The organism is Rhizobium sp. TH2 (assembly GCF_024707525.1).
GTDB lineage: Bacteria > Pseudomonadota > Alphaproteobacteria > Rhizobiales > Rhizobiaceae > Rhizobium_E.
On record NZ_CP062231.1, the window covers coordinates 3,446,737 to 3,464,119 of the forward strand.

The window sequence follows — 17,383 nt, forward strand, 5'->3', positions numbered from 1 at the left end:
AAAGAGATGACCATCACGCTCCACCCCGGCTCCGTCACGCTGGCCGAACTCCAGGCGATTTATTGGAACGGCGAAAACGCCAAACTCGACCCCTCGTTCGACGCGGCGATCAAGAAATCCGCCGCCCGCATCGCCGAGATCGCCAGCGGCACCGAGCCGGTTTATGGCGTCAACACCGGCTTCGGCAAGCTGGCTTCGATCAAGATCGCCGCCGAGGATACGGCCACTCTGCAACGCAATCTCATCCTGTCGCATTGCTGTGGCCTGGGTGAACCGCTGGCGCCAGAAATTGTCCGCCTGATCATGGCGCTGAAGCTCATCTCGCTTGGCCGCGGCGCATCCGGCGTCCGCATCGAACTGGTGCGGTTGATCGAAGGCATGCTGGAAAAGGGCGTCGTACCGATGATCCCGGAAAAGGGTTCCGTCGGCGCATCCGGCGACCTCGCGCCGCTGGCCCATATGGCCGCCGTGATGATCGGTGAAGGCGAAGCCTTTCTGAACGGCTGGCGCCTGCCGGGCGCCGAGGCGCTGAAAAAGGCCGGCCTGACGCCGGTCGAACTCTCCGCCAAGGAAGGTCTTGCCCTCATCAACGGCACCCAGGTCTCGACCGCCCTCGCCCTTGCTGGTCTCTTCCGCGCCCACCGCGCCTCGCAATCGGCACTGATCACCGGCGCGCTTTCGACCGATGCCGCCATGGGCTCGTCGGCACCGTTCCATCCGGATATTCACACCTTGCGCGGCCACAAGGGCCAGATCGATTCCGCGTCCGCCCTCCGCGCCCTGCTCGAAGGCTCGGTGATCCGCGAAAGCCACATCACTGGTGACGAGCGTGTGCAAGACCCCTATTGCATCCGCTGCCAACCGCAGGTCGATGGCGCCTGTCTCGATATCCTGCGCCAGGCCGCCCGCACGCTTGAAATCGAAGCCAATGCCGTCACCGACAATCCGCTGGTGCTGGCTGATAACTCCGTCGTTTCAGGCGGCAATTTCCACGCCGAGCCGGTGGCCTTCGCCGCCGACCAGATCGCGCTCGCCGTCTGCGAGATCGGTGCAATCGCCCAGCGCCGCATCGCGCTGCTGGTCGATCCCGCCCTCTCCTACGGCCTGCCGGCATTTCTCGCCAAGAAGCCGGGGCTGAATTCCGGCCTGATGATCGCTGAAGTCACCTCCGCCGCATTGATGAGCGAGAACAAGCAGATGTCGCATCCGGCATCCGTCGATTCCACGCCGACCTCGGCCAACCAGGAAGACCATGTTTCCATGGCCTGCCACGGCGCGCGCCGCCTGTTGCAGATGACCACCAACCTCTTCGGCATTATCGGCATCGAAGCGCTGACCGCCGGCCAGGGTATAGACTTCCGCGCGCCGCTCATCACCAGCCCGGAATTGATCAAGGCCGTCGCCGCACTCCGCAAGGTCGTCGCGACACTCGAGGTTGACCGCTACATGGCCAATGATCTGGCCGCCGCCGCCGAGCTCATCGCATCCAACGCGCTCAATGAATCCGTTTCGCCGGGCATCCTGCCCGCACTCGCCGATTAATCCAGATTTCGTCCTACGGGAGTCCGACCATGAACAATCCCCGCCACAATATCCGCGATGTCCGCGCCCCTCGCGGCAACACGCTCAACGCCAAGAGCTGGATGACCGAAGCGCCGCTCCGGATGCTGATGAACAATCTCGATGCCGAGGTTGCCGAGAACCCGCATGAGCTGGTCGTCTATGGCGGCATCGGCCGCGCCGCCCGCACCTGGGAGGATTTCGACCGCATCGTCGCCTCGCTGAAGGACCTCGAGGAGAACGAGACGCTGCTGGTGCAATCCGGCAAGCCGGTCGGCATCTTCCGCACCCACAAGGATGCGCCACGCGTGCTGATCGCCAATTCCAACCTCGTGCCGCATTGGGCGACCTGGGATCATTTCAACGAACTCGACAAGAAGGGCCTTGCGATGTACGGCCAGATGACGGCGGGTTCATGGATCTATATCGGCACCCAGGGCATCGTGCAGGGCACCTACGAGACCTTTGTTGAGGCCGGCCGCCAGCATTACAACGGCAATCTCACCGGCAAATGGATCCTCACCGGCGGCCTCGGCGGCATGGGCGGCGCACAGCCGCTTGCAGCGGTCATGGCCGGCGCCTGCTGCCTGGCGATCGAGTGCAATCCGGATTCGATCGATTTCCGCCTGCGCACCCGCTATGTCGATGAGAAGGCCGAGACGCTCGACGAGGCGCTCGCCATGATCGACAAATGGACCAAGGCCGGCGAAGCCAAGTCGGTCGGCCTGCTCGGCAACGCCGCCGAAATCCTGCCTGAAATGGTCAAGCGCGGCATCCGCCCCGACATGGTCACCGACCAGACCTCGGCGCATGATCCGATCAACGGTTACCTTCCCGCCGGTTGGACTATGGGCGAGTGGAAAGCCAAGCGTGAAAGCGACCCGAAGGCTGTCGAGAGGGCCGCCCGCGCCTCGATGAAAGTCCATGTGCAGGCGATGCTGGATTTCTGGAATGCCGGCATTCCGACACTCGACTACGGCAACAACATCCGCCAGGTCGCCAAGGATGAGGGCCTGGAAAACGCCTTCGATTTCCCCGGCTTCGTGCCGGCCTATATCCGCCCGCTGTTCTGCCGCGGTGTCGGCCCGTTCCGCTGGGCTGCCCTTTCCGGCAATCCTGAGGACATCTACAAGACCGACGCGAAAGTGAAGGAATTGACGCCCGGCAATACTCACCTGCACAATTGGCTCGACATGGCGCGCGAGCGCATCTCGTTTCAGGGCCTTCCGGCGCGCATCTGCTGGGTCGGTCTTGGCGATCGTCATCGCCTAGGTCTGGCCTTCAATGAGATGGTCAGGAACGGTGAACTCTCCGCCCCGATCGTCATCGGCCGCGACCATCTGGATTCCGGCTCCGTCGCCTCGCCCAACCGCGAGACGGAAGCGATGAAGGATGGTTCGGACGCCGTCTCCGACTGGCCCCTGCTCAACGCGCTGCTCAACACCGCCTCCGGCGCGACCTGGGTGTCGCTGCACCACGGCGGCGGCGTCGGCATGGGCTTCTCGCAGCATTCCGGCATGGTCATCTGCGTCGATGGCACCGACGATGCCGCCGAGCGCATCGGCCGCGTGCTGTGGAACGACCCGGCAACGGGCGTCATGCGCCACGCCGATGCCGGCTACGACATCGCCATCGATTGCGCCAAGGAAAAGGGCCTGCGCCTGCCCGGCATTCTCGGCAATTAAGATGAGGGTCCTTCGCGCCAGCGATTACAAGGTCATGCCGTGGAAGAACGGCGGCGGCGAGACGACGGAAATCGCGGTCTCGCCCGATGGCGCCGGACTTGCGGATTTCGACTGGCGTGTCTCGATGGCCAAGGTCGCGGGCGACGGGCCCTTCTCGACCTTTCCAGGCATTGACCGGACGCTGGCGATCCTCGAAAGCGCTGGCATCGTGCTCTCTGTCGAGGGGGCGGAGCCGAAGCCATTGACGCTTGAGACTGCGCCGCACGCCTTCCCGGCGGATGCTGCCACGTCGGCCGCGCTGATCGGCGGCGCCGTCCTCGACTTCAATGTGATGAGCCGGCGGGGAAAGATCGATCACCGTGTCGAAAGGCTGGCGAACGAAAAGGTATCCCCAGCGGGCTCGACGCGCCTGCTCCTTTGCAGCCGGGGCACCCTTGATATCACGGTTGAAGCGAAGACGGAGCGTCTTGGTAAGCGTGACGCCGCCCTGCTGGACGAGACCGAAAATGCCTTGTTAACGCCCGGCCCGGATTCCCAGTTCTATCTGGTGGAATTCCGCGCTGCCTGACGGCGTATCTCGGCGTCCACACAATATTCCAGTATCGGCGATTTACCCTTCATTAACCATGTCTGGCAACTATGGGCCGCATGAACCCAAATGCGTCGCGAACCGTTTTGCCGCGACCCCAGTGAGGCGACCATGCCGGTTATCACATTTGCCAATACCAAGGGCGGTGCGGGGAAGACGACGGCGGTGCTGCTGCTTTCGACCGAACTTGCGCGGCTTGGCTACAGGGTCACCATCCTCGACAGCGACCCGCAGCGCTGGATCACGCGCTGGTACGAGACGTCGGATGCGCCCGATAATCTCAAGGTCATTCCCTATATCAACGCCTCCAACATCCAGACACATCTGCGCGACAACAAGCCGGATACGGACTATTTCATTGTCGATCTTCCCGGCGCGTCCTCACCTCTGATGGCCGTCGCGATCGGTCTCTCCGATCATATCCTCGTTCCGATCCAGGGCTGCGCGATGGATGCCAAGGGCGGCGCCCAAGTGCTCGAATTGCTGCGCTATCTCGAAGACAAGGGCGGCATACGCATCGACCATTCGGTGGTCCTGTCGCGCGTCAATTCGATGGTGACCACCCGCGCGCTGTCTGCCGTCAAGGCGCTGCTTGCCGAGCGGCGCGTCCGCGTGCTCGACACCCCGATCATCGAACGTTCGGCCTATCGCGATATCTTCGATTACGGCGGTTCGCTCCATGGCATGGATCCGGAACGCGTCAGCAATCTCGACAAGGCCAAGGAAAACGCCGAGATGTTCGCCCAGGAAGTGCTGCGACTGGTGCCCATGCGCAAGGCAGCCAATGCCGGCCAAACTGCGGGCAGCGCTGTCCGCTCCGCAGCCTGATCTGATTAGAACAAAGCGTCCTCGAAAAGATCCTCGTCGGAAGTCGCACCCGTCAAGACAGGCGCAGCTGCAACAGTGCCACCGGCAGCTACCGGCAGAAAGCCGTGATGAATCTCGCGCTCCTGCGCCATCGTGTAGACCTTGAAGATGCGAGCGCCGAGATCGGCCACGTTATCTGCAAGGTCGGATATGTCGATCATATGCGGGCTCGCCATGCTGGCGGAATGGGAAACGCAATCCTCGATCACGTCGCCGAGTTCGCTCTCGAAATCGAGCGTCGAGATCGCCGCGCTGACCTTGGTGAACACTTCCTGGCCTTCCCGGGCCAGTTCCTCGATGCCGGCATCCATGCGGCCGCTCACGCCGCGAATGGCGGACAGCGCCTCGCTCAGCGGGCCGGTAATGTCGCCAGAACCCGAACCACGATCGGATGAGAAAGCACCGGCGGCGGCTTCCAGCCGCTGCAATTCGTTCATCACCGCATCGGCGGGCACTTCGAGCTTGCCCGCATAGATGCGCAATTCCGCGCTCACCACGTTGACCGATCGGCCCTCGTCACCCAGTTTCGAGCAGCGCAGGTTGGAATTGAGTGCCATGTAGTGAATGTCGGTCTTGATCGTGCGGATGACCTCGATGCCGCGCAGCAGGCTTTGCGCGGTCTCCGACGTCGATTGTGCGACCGCATCGGCCTGACTACTTGTGTCCTGAACGCCGGCGACCAGCTCAACGGCAGCGGCAACGCCGGTTTCGAGCGCCTTGAGCACATTCTCGCCGCCGCCATCCTGGCTATCGGTCATGCCGTCGCGAAGGCGCAGGATCTCCCTTGTGTCATCGACGAAGCGCGCCATGTTGGTATGAATATTGCGGCATTCGCGCTGGAAATCCGCGGCCGTTTCCTCCATCTGCGCTGCGGCGAGCTGCCTGATCACCTCGCCGATCCTCGCCTTGTCGGACTCCGTCAGCGAAGCGCCCTCGCCCACAACGAATTCGTCGAACAGCTGGAACATCGACTGGATATGCTCGATGCGCTGGCGGGTGATGTCGCCGATCTGCAGCGCGGAGAGGACGGAGGTGATCTTGCCCTGCACACTGCGGGCGAGCTGCTTCACCTGATTTGCCATCTCAGCGAGCCTGCCGTGATGCTCGGAAATCCTGGCTGCGTTTCCGCTCAGGTCGGCGACCGTACGGGGAACGACGTCCGAATATTCCTTCAGGATCCTTCTTGAGAATTCCTGGGCCTTCTCGAGCTGCCCGTGCATGTCGTGCACCTGCTTGGCAAACCGATTGACCTCGCTCTCGCCGGATTGGATGCGCTCGCGGATTTCATCGGCAAACCCTACGAAATCATCGAGCCCCGCGGCGGTAATCTTCACGCTGATCGCAAAGGTGCGGAGATAGCGCATGATCTCGCGCATCTCGCTGATGCTGCCCTGCATGGCACGACAGACGGAAGCGAGTTCAACGAAACCCTTCTGGCGGCTGTCTTCAAAAGCGGGCAGCGTTCCAAGTTCCTTCGCTGTCGCCTCGATGCCGCCCATCGTCTCGCTGGTCGTGTTCTCGTCGAGCGAGCCGGTCAGCCGGTCAAGCGATCCGATCAGGCGGTTGAGGATCTCCATGATCGAGATCAGGACGGCGCCACCATCGAGAAATTTCTTCTCGAGCTGCCCGTGCGCTGAGGTCAGTTTCGCCTCCAGGCCAGCCCTGACGGCCATGCAATCGATCTCGTTCCGCTGGGCATTCATCAACATGGGTTGTCCTACGCAAATACATGAAGGCACTGGAGTATTTGAATAGCAGCAAGATACGAATGTCCGGTAAACCTGAGTTGTAACGGGACATCGATCTACTGGCCGGCATATCGTGAAAGAGGCTTAAGGGAGATATAATCCAGAAACCACGGATATTGGCGAATATCGCTGAATTTGCAGCGAAATCAACGATCTCCAAAATTCCAAAAAGAATGGCTATGAATTATCATCGATGGTTTCTCATACAACTTCCACTACATTTCTCGCCCTGCTGCGTTCACACATTGTTAGCCATTAAATGTGAATCCTAGCCAGAATAGCCAGGAGCATCTAACAACTATTGGGGCAGTATATTAATGACCTTTTCATTTCCTGAGACGGTCAACATAAGAACTATTGGCGATCTAAAAGAAGAAATAATCGCCAAGATTTCCAGTGTCGACCTTATTGAACTTGATCTCGGCAAATGTAGTGACATCGATTTGTCGGCGTTGCAGCTCATTGAGTCCGTCAGGATCTATGCCGCGAGCACCGGCAAGCAAATGAAGCTTTCCACTCCAGCCAATGCGGCAGTCGCATCAACCCTGACCCGCGCCGGCTTTACCGAACGAATGACTCCGGAAGACCGCCTCTTCTGGCTCCACAAAGAGGATTGATCATGAGCGCGCGCATTCTCACCGTCGACGATTCCGCGAGCATCCGACTAACCACGAATGTGGCTTTGTCGAACGCCGGCTATAGCGTCACCGAAGCCATCAATGGCGCCGAGGGTATCCAGAAGGCGACGTCCGGCAGCTATGACCTGATCGTCACCGATCTTAACATGCCCGTCATGGACGGCCTGACGATGATCCGTGAACTGCGCAAGATCCCCAGCCAGATGGGCATTCCCATCATCTTCCTGACCACCGAATCCGATGGCAGCATCAAGGAACAGGCCAAGGCCGCCGGCGCCACCGGCTGGCTGACCAAGCCGTTCGATCCTGAAAATCTTGTCAAGATCGTACGCAAGGTGCTCGGCAAATGAGTTTTCCCGATCCGGTTGCCGTATTCAGGACCGAAGCGGCCGAACTTCTGGAGCAGATCGAGGCGGGACTGCTCGACCTGACCCATGATCTCGGCGACAAGGAACAGGTCGATGCTGTTTTCCGCAGCCTTCACACGCTCAAAGGCTCGGGTGCGATGTTCGGCTTCGAGGCACTCGCAGCCTTCACCCATCATTGCGAAACAGCCTTCGACAGGGTGCGCAAGGGCGATGTGCCGGCAACCCGCGAACTGATCGATGCGGTTCTCGAAGCCAAGGATCATATGCGCACGCTCGTGCAATCGCCATCCGGCGACCATGAAGCGACGGGCGAAGCGCTACTCGCCGGCCTCCGCCACGCGGTCGAAACCGCAGGCAATCCGGATTTCAAGCCGGCTCAAGCCGCCCCTACCCTCACGCACTACAAGATTCGCTTCTCGCTGCCCGTCAATGCGATGTCGAACGGCACCAACCCGCTGCCGCTGCTTGACGAGTTGCGCGACCTCGGTGAATGCGTGATCGCCGCCGACCGTTCGAAAATTCCCTCCGTCGATGCGCTCGTCGCAACCGACCTTCATATCGCTTGGGATGTCGAACTCACCACTGCACAGCCGAAATCGGCGATCGAGGACGTGTTCATCTTCGTGATGGACGATATGCAGCTCGATATCCAGGTCGTCGGCGCGGCCGATGTCCAGCCCGAGGTGCCCGCTGGAACCATACCGGCCGAGCCGGCCGCCAATCCTGTCGCCGCGCCGGCGCGCGTGCCGGTTGCCGCGCCCTCCCCGGTGCCCGCCATTGCCGAAGCCAAGCCGAACAAGGCGGCCGAAAACGTCCGTGTTCCGGCCGAACGGCTGGACGAACTGATGGACCGCGTCGGCGAGCTCGTCATCGCCCAGTCGCGGCTCAATCAGTTGTCGAGCCGCAGCGTCGATCTGGGCCTGCGCGCCGTCTCCGAGGATATCGAACGCCTCTCCCGCGAATTGCGCGACACGATGATGGTACTCCGCATGGTGCCGGTGGCGACCTTGTTCAGCCGGTTCCGCCGCCTCGTCCACGATCTCGCCCATGAGACGGGCAAGGTGATCGAACTGGTCACCGAGGGCGAATCCACCGAGGTCGACAAGACCGTCATCGAACGGCTCGCCGATCCGCTCGTCCACCTCGTGCGCAATTCCTGCGACCACGGACTGGAAACCCCAGGCGATCGCCGCGCTAGCGGCAAGACCGACAGTGGGCGCGTGACGCTTTCGGCTCGTCAAGCCAGTGGCGAAGTCATCATCACCATCAAGGACGATGGCCGCGGCATCGACCGCGACCGCGTGCGGGCCAAGGCGGAATCCTCCGGCATCATCACGCCGAATGCCTAGCTCTCGGACCAGGAGGTGCTGCAACTGATCTTTCAGCCCGGCTTCTCCACCGCGGCCCAGGTCACCAACCTCTCAGGCCGTGGCGTCGGCATGGATGTCGTCAAGCGCACGATCGAAGCGCTGCGCGGCTCAATCAACATCACCAGCAACCCCGGCGAAGGTTCCGAAATCTCGCTGATGATACCGCTGACGCTCGCCATCATCGACGGCCTTCTCGTGCGTGTCGGCTCCGGCCGCTACGTTATTCCTCTGACTGCGGTCGAGGAATGCCTGGAACTCTCCATCGAAGACGACATGCGCTCGCGCGGCCGCAGCTTCATCTCGCTGCGTGATAGCCTGGTGCCCTTCATCCGCCTGAGGGACCTCTTCAACACCGGCACAAGGCCCGATCCGTTCCAGAAGGTGGTGGTGATCTCGACCGGTTCGGAACGCGTCGGCCTCGTGGTCGATCAGATCATCGGCGACCACCAGACCGTGATCAAATCCATGTCGAAGTTGCATCACGACGTCGCGACCTTTTCGGGCGCGACCATTCTCGGCGACGGCAGCGTGGCCCTCATTCTCGATGTCGCCCATCTCGTGGTGGCCGGACAACAACAGGAGGCGCATCTGCGCGCGGCCGGATGACACAAGCACTCCGCAAACTGCCCGACGAGTTCTGGAACGAGGACGGCGAACTCGAAGTCCTGACCTTCGATATCGCTGGCGAGACTTTCGCCATCGAAGCCGTCATGGTGCAGGAAATCCTCGACCTGCTCCCCGAAACGCCGGTGCCGGGCGCCCGCCCCTTCGTCGGCAGCGTGCTGAATTTCCGCGGCCGGGTCATTCCGCTCGCCGATATCAAGCTCGCCTTCGGCATGGAAGCGACCACCACCACGATCGATAGCCGCATCATCGTCATCGCGCTCGAACTCGGCAATGAAACCGTGCTGATCGGCGTGCGCACCGACAAGGTGAATGAAGTCACCACGCTCACGCGCACCGCCAGCGAGCCGCCGCCAAGCATCGGCATGAAATGGCGGCCGGATTTCATCAACTGCCTCGTCAAGCGGGGAAGCGATTTCATCATCGTTCCCAACCTGCTGGCAATCTTTTCATCGAAGCACGAAGGCAGCGCAAGCGCCTCCAACGGATACTGATTTAGGGGACCGACATGCGATTCACGATCAAGCTCAAGCTTACGCTTGCCTTCGCCTTTCTCATCGTGCTGCTTGTCGGCACCGCTTACTATGGCGTCAACAGCCTCGGCGACATGAACAACATGATGAGCAATCTCATCGATGGTCCTGCCCAGCGGCTCGAGCTCGCCCAGAAGATCAGCATTGCCCAGCTCCAGGCTATCCGCCAGCAGAAGAATTTGCTCGCGGCCAACACGCCGGCGGAAGCCGCAACCGCACGCGAAAAGGGCGACGAGGCCCGCGCGACGCTCCAGACAAATCTGGAAAACGCCCTGAAGCTTGCCACCGAACAGGGAAAGCCGCGCTGGATGAAAATCGGCGAGTTCTCGCAGAAATTCAATGCCGCCGACGATCGCATGCGTGAGCTCGCCGCCGCAGGCAACGCTGAAGGTGCAGAGCGCATATCGGTGACCGAAGCCCGCGCCGCTGCTAACGAACTCGGCGAAGTGACAGATGAACTGATCACGCTCTCGAAGCAGCAGATGGAAGAAGCCGATGCCGCGACCGATGTGCATTATGAATCGACCCGCAACACCATGATCGGTGCCGCAGCGGCAGCGCTGCTGATCGCGGCAGCCACGGCCGCATGGATCGCCCTCTCGATCAGCCGTGGCCTTGCCCGGGCAAATCAGGTCGTGCGGGATGTCGCCAACGGTGACCTCACCAAGTTCGCGGCCGTCGCCGGTCGCGACGAGATCGCCGAGCTCCTGGGCAATGTCAATGTCATGATCGAGCGCCTGCGTGGCGTCGTCGCGATGCCCTGTCCGCTTCGAATAATGTCTCGTCCGGCAGCCAGGAACTCTCCGCCAGCTCCGAGCAGGTCAGCCACGGCGCCACCGAACAGGCCGCCGCGGCTGAAGAAGCGTCAGCCTCGATGGAGCAGATGGCCGCCAACATCAAGCAGAATGCCGACAACGCCGCCCAGACCGAAAAAATCGCCCGCCAGTCGGCCAAGGATGCCGAACTTAGCGGGGACGCTGTCAACCGCGCCGTCACCGCCATGCGCACGATCGCCGAGAAAATCTCCATCGTCCAGGAAATCGCCCGCCAGACCGACCTGCTTGCACTGAATGCAGCCGTCGAAGCCGCCCGCGCCGGCGAGCATGGTAAGGGCTTCGCGGTTGTCGCCTCCGAAGTGCGCAAGCTTGCCGAACGCAGCCAGTCGGCAGCCGGTGAGATCGGTGCCATGTCCTCGGACACGGTCAAGGCGGCGCAGGACGCCGGCGAAATGCTGGCGCGCCTGGTACCGGACATTCGCAAAACCGCCGAATTGGTCTCGGAAATCACCGCCGCCTGCCGTGAACAGGATATCGGTGCCGCCCAGATCAACGAAGCGATCCAGCAGCTCGACAAGGTGACCCAGCAGAACGCCGGCGCATCCGAGGAAATGGCATCGACCTCGGAAGAACTCGCGGCACAGGCAGAGGAGCTGCAGACGTCGATCGCCTTCTTCCGGGTTGATGACAACGTCTCCCGTGCCGCGATCAAATCCACTGCCCGCCCAGCGGCGGCAAACCGCCCTGCAGCAACCGCATTCCGCAAGACGACAACGGCGCGCCCGGAGAACACGGTTTCAGCCCAGCAGGCACGGGTCAAGGGCTTTGCCCTCGACCTCAGCCAGGGCGGTCCGGACACCGACGATCGCGACTTCCGCGAGAGCGCGTGACAATCAGAGGCCGGGCACCAGCCCGACCTCACGCACACATATTGGCTTTGCCGCGATGCGGTCGGGCAACGGGAAGTGAATGACCCTCGCTTCTATCGACTGAGCATTCCAGGACGAACTGACTGGCCGAAACGGCCGGGCCGGGTTCGCCACCAATCAAATCGCGCGCGCGACAGCGCGTCGGTCGCAAGCAAGCGGCAGCGCTTGCCAGCACATCCAAGTCGGGGGTCTATCTTCATGCGTTTCACGATCAAACTCAAGCTGGCAATGGTCTTCACCGCCATCATTCTTCTGGCGGGTGGCATGTCAACGCTCGCCATCTATAATCTCTCATCGCTCAATGACGCGATCACGGAGATGGTTGAATATCCTGTCACCGACATGAACAACGTTACCTTCATGAGCGACCAGTTCAACGGCACGGTGCGCGCCGAGAAGAATGCGATCCTCGCTTCCGACCAGGCTGAAATCGTGAAGTTCGCAAAATCGCAGAGCGACCGCCAAGCAAAAGTCGGCGAGTATGTTGCGCTGCTGGAGAAATCGTCGGACGCGGATGTGCGTGAAAAGATTGAGGCGCTGAAACCTGTACTCGACCAGTATTTTCCCTTCCAAAAACAGATGATGGACTTGTCCATCCAGAACACCCTCGACGCCAAGGCGCGCGCCACCGCGATCTCGCAGGGAGATGGCCGCGTCGCAATGAACAAGGCGCTGGACTTGCTGGAAGAGATCACGGAAATCGGCGTCGGTAACGTCAAGGAAACGGACGCTGCCACGAACGAGCAGTATGCTCATTCCCGCATGGTGCTCATCTCCGTAACCGCCCTGCTCGCGTTGATCTCATTGGCGGCAGCGGTCTGGATTTCGCTCTACATTTCCCGCGCGCTCAAGAAGGCAGGCTCGCTCGCCGACGCCGTCAGCATCGGCGACCTCAATCAGGACATCGACCACAAGGCGAACGACGAGATCAGGGATCTCGTCGCCTCCATGCAGACGATGACCGGCAACCTCCGCAACACGGCGCGCCTCGCCGACCTTATCGCCAATGGCGACCTGACCGTCTCGCCGAAGCCACTCTCCGACAAGGATACGTTGGGCATCGCGCTCGAGAGCATGGTCGAGCGCCTGCGCGGCGTGGTGAGCGACGCACTGTCCGCCTCCAACAATGTCTCTTCGGGCAGCCAGGAACTCTCAGCCAGCTCCGAGCAGGTCAGCCACGGCGCCACCGAACAGGCCGCCGCCGCCGAAGAGGCTTCCGCCGCCATGGAGCAGATGGCAGCCAACATCAAGCAGAACGCCGATAACGCCGCCCAGACGGAAAAGATCGCCCGTCAATCCGCCAAGGACGCGGAAGTCTCCGGCGAGGCCGTCAATCGCGCCGTCGTGGCCATGCGCACGATCGCCCAGAAGATCTCGATCGTCCAGGAAATCGCCCGCCAGACCGACCTGCTCGCACTGAACGCTGCGGTGGAAGCCGCCCGCGCCGGCGAGCACGGCAAGGGTTTCGCCGTCGTCGCGTCTGAAGTGCGCAAGCTCGCCGAGCGCAGCCAGTCCGCCGCCGCGGAGATTGGATCGATGTCGTCGGAGACCGTGCAAGCTGCACAGGATGCCGGCGAGATGCTGTCGAAGCTGGTGCCGGATATCCGCAAGACGGCCGAACTGGTGTCCGAGATCACTGCCGCCTGCCGCGAGCAGGATATCGGGGCCGCCCAGATCAACGAGGCGATCCAGCAGCTCGACAAGGTGACGCAGCAGAACTCGTCCGCCTCCGAAGAAATGGCATCGACCTCCGAAGAGCTCGCGGCCCAGTCCGAGGAACTGCAGACCTCGATCGCCTTCTTCAAGGTCGATACGGCGAACACCGTATCGAAGGCCAGAAACCCTGCCCCTGCCAAGGCCAAGGTTCAGCCTCGCGCTGCTCCGACAGCAGCAGGACGCCGGGAACACACCGTCGCCCACCAGCAGGCCCGCGCGAGCGGCTTCGCACTTGATCTCAGCCACGGCGGACCGGATGAAGGCGACGCCAATTTCCGGGAGAGCGCATAATGGTATCGAAAGAGAGCGAGTCCCAATACGTGACTTTCGCGCTCGGCGAAGAGGTCTTCGCCGTCGAGGTGGAGATTGTGAGGGAAATCCTCGACTATGAGGAAGCCTTCAAGATCCCCAACGGTCCCGACTACCTGCTCGGCCTGCGCGACGTGCGCGGGCACGGGGTACCGACGATCGACCTGAGGCTCAAGCTCGGCCTCTCGCGCACCGTGCCGACGCCGCATACCAGAGTGCTTGTGCTGGATATTCCGCTGTCCGACCGGCTCCTGACGCTGGGCATGGTCGCCGACCGGGTCTTCGAGGTCGTGCCGTTCCAGCGCGACCAGATCGAGAAGGCTCCCGATATCGGCACCCGTTGGCGATCCGACTATATCCACGGCGTCGTGCGCCGCGACACCGGCTTCGTTGTCATCATCGACCTCGCAAGCCTGCTTTCCGCCTCTGATACCGTCATGTTCTCCTCCGCCGCCTGATCCCAGCAACGGAATCCGACAATGCAATCAGTACAGCGTACATTGCCGTCCATCCAGGATGGCATCAGTCCCCGCGATTTCGACCGCCTGGCCAAGTTCATATACAGCTACAGCGGCATCAAGATGCCGCCGACCAAGGTGACGATGCTCGAGGGGCGCCTGCGCAAGCGTCTCCGCGTTACCGGCCATGCGAATTTCGATGCCTACTGCAGTTATCTTTTCAAGGATGGCGGCCTCGAGGCGGAAACCATCCACCTGATCGATGCTGTCACCACCAACAAGACGGATTTCTTCCGCGAGCCCAACCACTTCCAGTACATGGTGGATAAGATCCTGCCGGAACTCCTCGGTCAAAGGCATCGCGAAATCCGCACATGGAGTTCCGCCTGCTCCATCGGCGCCGAACCTTATACGATCGCCATGGTGCTCGACGCCTATTTCCAGGAGATGGCGCCGGATACCCGGTATCAGATCCTCGCCACCGATCTCTCCACCGACGTGCTCCGAACCGCACACAAGGGCATCTATACGCCTGAAATGGTCGCTCCCGTACCGCCGGTCCTGCGCCAGCGCTATGTGATGCAATCCAGGGACAAGAACCGCAACGAGGTCCGCATCCATCCCCGCCTCCGTGCGCGGGTGGGCTTCGGACGCCTCAACCTGATGGACGACAAATATCCGGTGGGCGATCTCATGCACATGATCTTCTGCCGCAATGTGATGATCTATTTCGACAAGCAGACCCAGGCCGGCGTGCTTTCGCGCCTGTGCGACTGCCTGCGGCCGGGCGGCTATCTCTTCATCGGCCATTCCGAAACGATCGCCGGCTTCGACCTTCCGCTCGTGACCGTCGCGAACACCGTTTTCCAACGCGTCTGAGGCCGCCAATGACCAAGAAGATCCGGGCCATGATCATCGATGACTCCGCAAGCGTTCGCCAGACGCTGCGGGCCGTGCTCGAACAGGACCCCGATATCGAGGTGATCGCGGTTGCCACCGATCCCTTCATGGCGGCGCGCAAGATCATGGAAGAAGTGCCCGACGTCATCACGCTCGATGTCGAGATGCCGCAGATGGACGGCATCACTTTCCTGCGCAAGCTGATGAGCCAGCATCCGATTCCGGTCGTCATGTGCTCCTCGCTGACCGAGGCCGGGTCGGAAACTTTGATGCAGGCGCTCGAGGCCGGTGCCGTCGATGTCATCCTGAAGCCCAAGATCGGCGCCGCCGATCATCTCGCGGAAGCCGGAGACCATATCCGCCATGTGGTGAAAGCAGCCGCACGCGCCCGGATGGGTAATCTCGGGCGCAACCGTCCGGTGTCGCCCCAGAGCAGGCTGATGAACCCGGTTGAGAAGCTCACGGCCGACGCCGTGCTCCCTCCCCCGAGCGGCCGGGCGATGGCGAAGACGACGGAAATGGTGGTCTGCGTCGGTGCCTCGACCGGCGGCACCGAAGCGCTTCGCGAACTGTTGGAAGCGCTTCCTGCCAACGCACCGGGCATGGTCATCGTCCAGCATATGCCGGAAAAGTTCACCGCCGCCTTCGCCAAGCGGCTCAACGGGCTGTGCGAGGTCGAGGTCAAGGAAGCTACCGACGGCGATCCCGTCCTACGCGGCCACGTGCTGATCGCGCCGGGCGGCGACAAGCATACGATGCTGGAGCGGCAAGGCGCGCGCTACCACGTCTCGGTGCGCGCGGGTCCTCTCGTCTCCCGCCACCGGCCGTCAGTCGATGTGCTCTTCCGCTCGGCGGCGCGATCGGCCGGCTCCAACGCGATGGGCGTGATCATGACCGGCATGGGCGACGATGGCGCGCGCGGCATGGCCGAGATGTTGAAAGCGGGCGCCTTCAACGTCGCCCAGGATGAGGCGACATCGGTCGTCTTCGGCATGCCGAAGGAAGCCATCGCTCATGGCGGCGTGTCGAAAGTCGTGTCGCTCGAACAGATCGCACGCGAGATCATGCTTGCGCAGGCCAGATTCTAGCCCTTAACGGCTTGCATCGCTGGGCCGCAGGGTCGCAGGGTTGGACGACAGTCCAAATACGATTCGCGCCAATCGGCATCCGAGCCCGGCCAATGAACGCCCAGAAAAGCGGCTATATCTTCGCCATTCTCGCTTTCGTGGTGTTCGCCTCGCAGGATGCGATCTCCAAGCATCTCGCCGCCACCTATCACCCTATCCTGATCACCTTCATCCGCTACTGGGCGTTCGCGGCCTTTGCGGTAATCATCGCATCGCGCTCGCCGGGCGGCCTGAAGGCTGCGGTCCGCACCAGGCATCCCTACCTGCAGATCCTCCGCGGCGCGATGCTGGCACTCCAGATCGCGGTGACGATCGCCGCGTTCGCCGAAGCCGGATTGATCCGCTCGCAGGCGATCTTCGCCGCCTCGCCGCTGCTGGTCGCCCTTCTCTCCGTGCCCGTTCTCGGCGAACATGTCGGCTGGCGGCGGATCCTTGCCATCGGAGTCGGTCTCGTGGGGGTCATGATCATCCTCAAGCCGGACGCCAGCGGCTTCGATCACCGGCTGTTCCTGCCCATCGTCAACGCCGTGCTCAGCGCGATCTACTCGGTCATCACGCGGCTTGTCAGTCGCGACGATGCGGCGGGCACCAGCTTTTTCTATCTCGGTGTCGTCGGTTGCCTCGCGATGACCACCGTGGGTCCGCTCTACTGGCAGCCAATCGCCGCAAAGGACTGGTTCTGGATCGGGGTCGTCTCCGTGACCGGAATGACCAGCCACTATTTCCTGATCCGCGCCTACAACACCTTGGACGCGATACAGGTGCAGCCGATCAGCTATTTCCAGCTGGTCTGGGGATCGATCCTGGGTGTCGTGATCTTCAATGAATCACTGCACTGGAACATCGTTCTCGGGTCGCTGATCGTCGTCGGCGCCGGCCTCTTCACCATTTGGCGCGAGGCGATCCGGCAACGCCGCGACCGACGGCAACAGAGCTAAAGCAGCGTTCCGTCGGTGGAAGCCTTCGCCTTTTTCGCCTTGGGCGCGGCCTTGGCGGTAGGCTTTTCCGCTGCGGGAGCAGCATCCATCGCAGGGGCCTCGGCCTTGCTCTTGGCGGGCTTTGCTTCCTGTGTCTCCGACTTCGGCCCAAATCTTATCACGGCACTCTCACAACTGATCAAAATGGTTTCGCCGCGTCGGCATCATGCCGGCCGGCAGCCATGACTCGTCTTCTATCACGAAAGGCT

The 17,383-nt window shown here is 61.9% G+C and carries 14 protein-coding genes and 2 pseudogenes; 14 read left to right on the forward strand and 2 right to left on the reverse strand.

Annotated features, from left to right (window positions below; genetic code table 11):
• Positions 1-6: 6 nt before the first annotated feature.
• The 4 genes from hutH to IHQ71_RS17045 all read left to right on the forward strand — a co-directional run bounded on the left by hutH (position 7) and on the right by IHQ71_RS17045 (position 4,662).
• Positions 7-1,542 (forward strand): histidine ammonia-lyase, encoded by a 1,536-nt coding sequence (hutH, locus tag IHQ71_RS17030; protein WP_258157641.1) that lies wholly within the window; start codon positions 7-9, stop codon positions 1,540-1,542.
• A 29-nt stretch (positions 1,543-1,571) separates the two neighbouring features.
• Positions 1,572-3,245 (forward strand): urocanate hydratase, encoded by a 1,674-nt coding sequence (gene hutU, locus IHQ71_RS17035; protein WP_258157642.1) that lies wholly within the window; start codon positions 1,572-1,574, stop codon positions 3,243-3,245.
• Position 3,246: 1 nt separating this feature from the next.
• Entirely contained in the window at positions 3,247-3,813 is a 567-nt protein-coding gene (locus tag IHQ71_RS17040; RefSeq protein WP_258157643.1) for a HutD family protein, read from the forward strand.
• 132 nt (positions 3,814-3,945) lie between these two features.
• On the forward strand, positions 3,946-4,662 hold the full coding sequence (locus IHQ71_RS17045) for a ParA family protein (protein WP_258157644.1): 717 nt from the start codon (positions 3,946-3,948) through the stop codon (positions 4,660-4,662).
• A gap of 5 nt (positions 4,663-4,667) precedes the next feature.
• Here the strand turns inward: IHQ71_RS17045 and IHQ71_RS17050 are convergent, their stop codons facing one another.
• Positions 4,668-6,410 (reverse strand): chemotaxis protein, encoded by a 1,743-nt coding sequence (locus IHQ71_RS17050; protein WP_258157645.1) that lies wholly within the window; start codon positions 6,408-6,410, stop codon positions 4,668-4,670.
• A 356-nt stretch (positions 6,411-6,766) separates the two neighbouring features.
• On the opposite strand from IHQ71_RS17050, the gene IHQ71_RS17055 reads away from it, so the two are divergent.
• The 10 genes and pseudogenes from IHQ71_RS17055 to IHQ71_RS17100 all read left to right on the forward strand — a co-directional run bounded on the left by IHQ71_RS17055 (position 6,767) and on the right by IHQ71_RS17100 (position 17,135).
• Positions 6,767-7,066 (forward strand): STAS domain-containing protein, encoded by a 300-nt coding sequence (locus IHQ71_RS17055; protein WP_258157646.1) that lies wholly within the window; start codon positions 6,767-6,769, stop codon positions 7,064-7,066.
• Between the two features lie 2 nt (positions 7,067-7,068).
• Complete coding sequence (locus IHQ71_RS17060) at positions 7,069-7,437, forward strand: response regulator (RefSeq protein ID WP_258157647.1); 369 nt, start codon at positions 7,069-7,071, stop codon at positions 7,435-7,437.
• Positions 7,434-9,431, forward strand: a pseudogene (locus tag IHQ71_RS17065) (chemotaxis protein CheA). Before IHQ71_RS17060 ends, IHQ71_RS17065 begins: the two are co-directional and overlap by 4 nt.
• On the forward strand, positions 9,428-9,943 hold the full coding sequence (locus tag IHQ71_RS17070) for a chemotaxis protein CheW (protein ID WP_258157648.1): 516 nt from the start codon (positions 9,428-9,430) through the stop codon (positions 9,941-9,943). Before IHQ71_RS17065 ends, IHQ71_RS17070 begins: the two are co-directional and overlap by 4 nt.
• 14 nt (positions 9,944-9,957) lie before the next feature.
• Positions 9,958-11,648, forward strand: a pseudogene (locus IHQ71_RS17075) (methyl-accepting chemotaxis protein).
• A gap of 237 nt (positions 11,649-11,885) precedes the next feature.
• Positions 11,886-13,694: a methyl-accepting chemotaxis protein gene (locus IHQ71_RS17080; protein ID WP_258157649.1), complete on the forward strand. Its 1,809-nt coding sequence runs from the start codon at positions 11,886-11,888 to the stop codon at positions 13,692-13,694.
• Positions 13,694-14,170: a chemotaxis protein CheW gene (locus IHQ71_RS17085; RefSeq protein WP_258157650.1), complete on the forward strand. Its 477-nt coding sequence runs from the start codon at positions 13,694-13,696 to the stop codon at positions 14,168-14,170. Before IHQ71_RS17080 ends, IHQ71_RS17085 begins: the two co-directional genes overlap by 1 nt.
• 21 nt (positions 14,171-14,191) lie before the next feature.
• Positions 14,192-15,049, forward strand: a complete 858-nt coding sequence (locus tag IHQ71_RS17090; RefSeq protein WP_258157651.1) for a protein-glutamate O-methyltransferase CheR — start codon at positions 14,192-14,194, stop codon at positions 15,047-15,049.
• 8 nt (positions 15,050-15,057) lie between these two features.
• Positions 15,058-16,158, forward strand: coding sequence for a chemotaxis response regulator protein-glutamate methylesterase (locus tag IHQ71_RS17095; protein ID WP_258157652.1), 1,101 nt, complete (start codon positions 15,058-15,060; stop codon positions 16,156-16,158).
• 92 nt (positions 16,159-16,250) lie between these two features.
• Complete coding sequence (locus IHQ71_RS17100; RefSeq protein ID WP_258157653.1) at positions 16,251-17,135, forward strand: DMT family transporter; 885 nt, start codon at positions 16,251-16,253, stop codon at positions 17,133-17,135.
• Here IHQ71_RS17100 and IHQ71_RS17105 read toward each other — a convergent pair.
• Positions 17,132-17,296: a hypothetical protein gene (locus IHQ71_RS17105; protein ID WP_258157654.1), complete on the reverse strand. Its 165-nt coding sequence runs from the start codon at positions 17,294-17,296 to the stop codon at positions 17,132-17,134. The genes IHQ71_RS17100 and IHQ71_RS17105 overlap by 4 nt on opposite strands.
• Positions 17,297-17,383 lie beyond the last annotated feature (87 nt).

Coding starts and splice junctions, on each gene's coding strand:
- hutH (WP_258157641.1), top strand. CDS start 7: ATGACCATCACGCTCCACCCCGGCTCCGTCACGCTGGCCGAACTCCAG.
- hutU (WP_258157642.1), top strand. CDS start 1,572: ATGAACAATCCCCGCCACAATATCCGCGATGTCCGCGCCCCTCGCGGC.
- IHQ71_RS17040 (WP_258157643.1), top strand. CDS start 3,247: ATGAGGGTCCTTCGCGCCAGCGATTACAAGGTCATGCCGTGGAAGAAC.
- IHQ71_RS17045 (WP_258157644.1), top strand. CDS start 3,946: ATGCCGGTTATCACATTTGCCAATACCAAGGGCGGTGCGGGGAAGACG.
- IHQ71_RS17050 (WP_258157645.1), bottom strand. CDS start 6,410: ATGTTGATGAATGCCCAGCGGAACGAGATCGATTGCATGGCCGTCAGG.
- IHQ71_RS17055 (WP_258157646.1), top strand. CDS start 6,767: ATGACCTTTTCATTTCCTGAGACGGTCAACATAAGAACTATTGGCGAT.
- IHQ71_RS17060 (WP_258157647.1), top strand. CDS start 7,069: ATGAGCGCGCGCATTCTCACCGTCGACGATTCCGCGAGCATCCGACTA.
- IHQ71_RS17070 (WP_258157648.1), top strand. CDS start 9,428: ATGACACAAGCACTCCGCAAACTGCCCGACGAGTTCTGGAACGAGGAC.
- IHQ71_RS17080 (WP_258157649.1), top strand. CDS start 11,886: ATGCGTTTCACGATCAAACTCAAGCTGGCAATGGTCTTCACCGCCATC.
- IHQ71_RS17085 (WP_258157650.1), top strand. CDS start 13,694: ATGGTATCGAAAGAGAGCGAGTCCCAATACGTGACTTTCGCGCTCGGC.
- IHQ71_RS17090 (WP_258157651.1), top strand. CDS start 14,192: ATGCAATCAGTACAGCGTACATTGCCGTCCATCCAGGATGGCATCAGT.
- IHQ71_RS17095 (WP_258157652.1), top strand. CDS start 15,058: ATGACCAAGAAGATCCGGGCCATGATCATCGATGACTCCGCAAGCGTT.
- IHQ71_RS17100 (WP_258157653.1), top strand. CDS start 16,251: ATGAACGCCCAGAAAAGCGGCTATATCTTCGCCATTCTCGCTTTCGTG.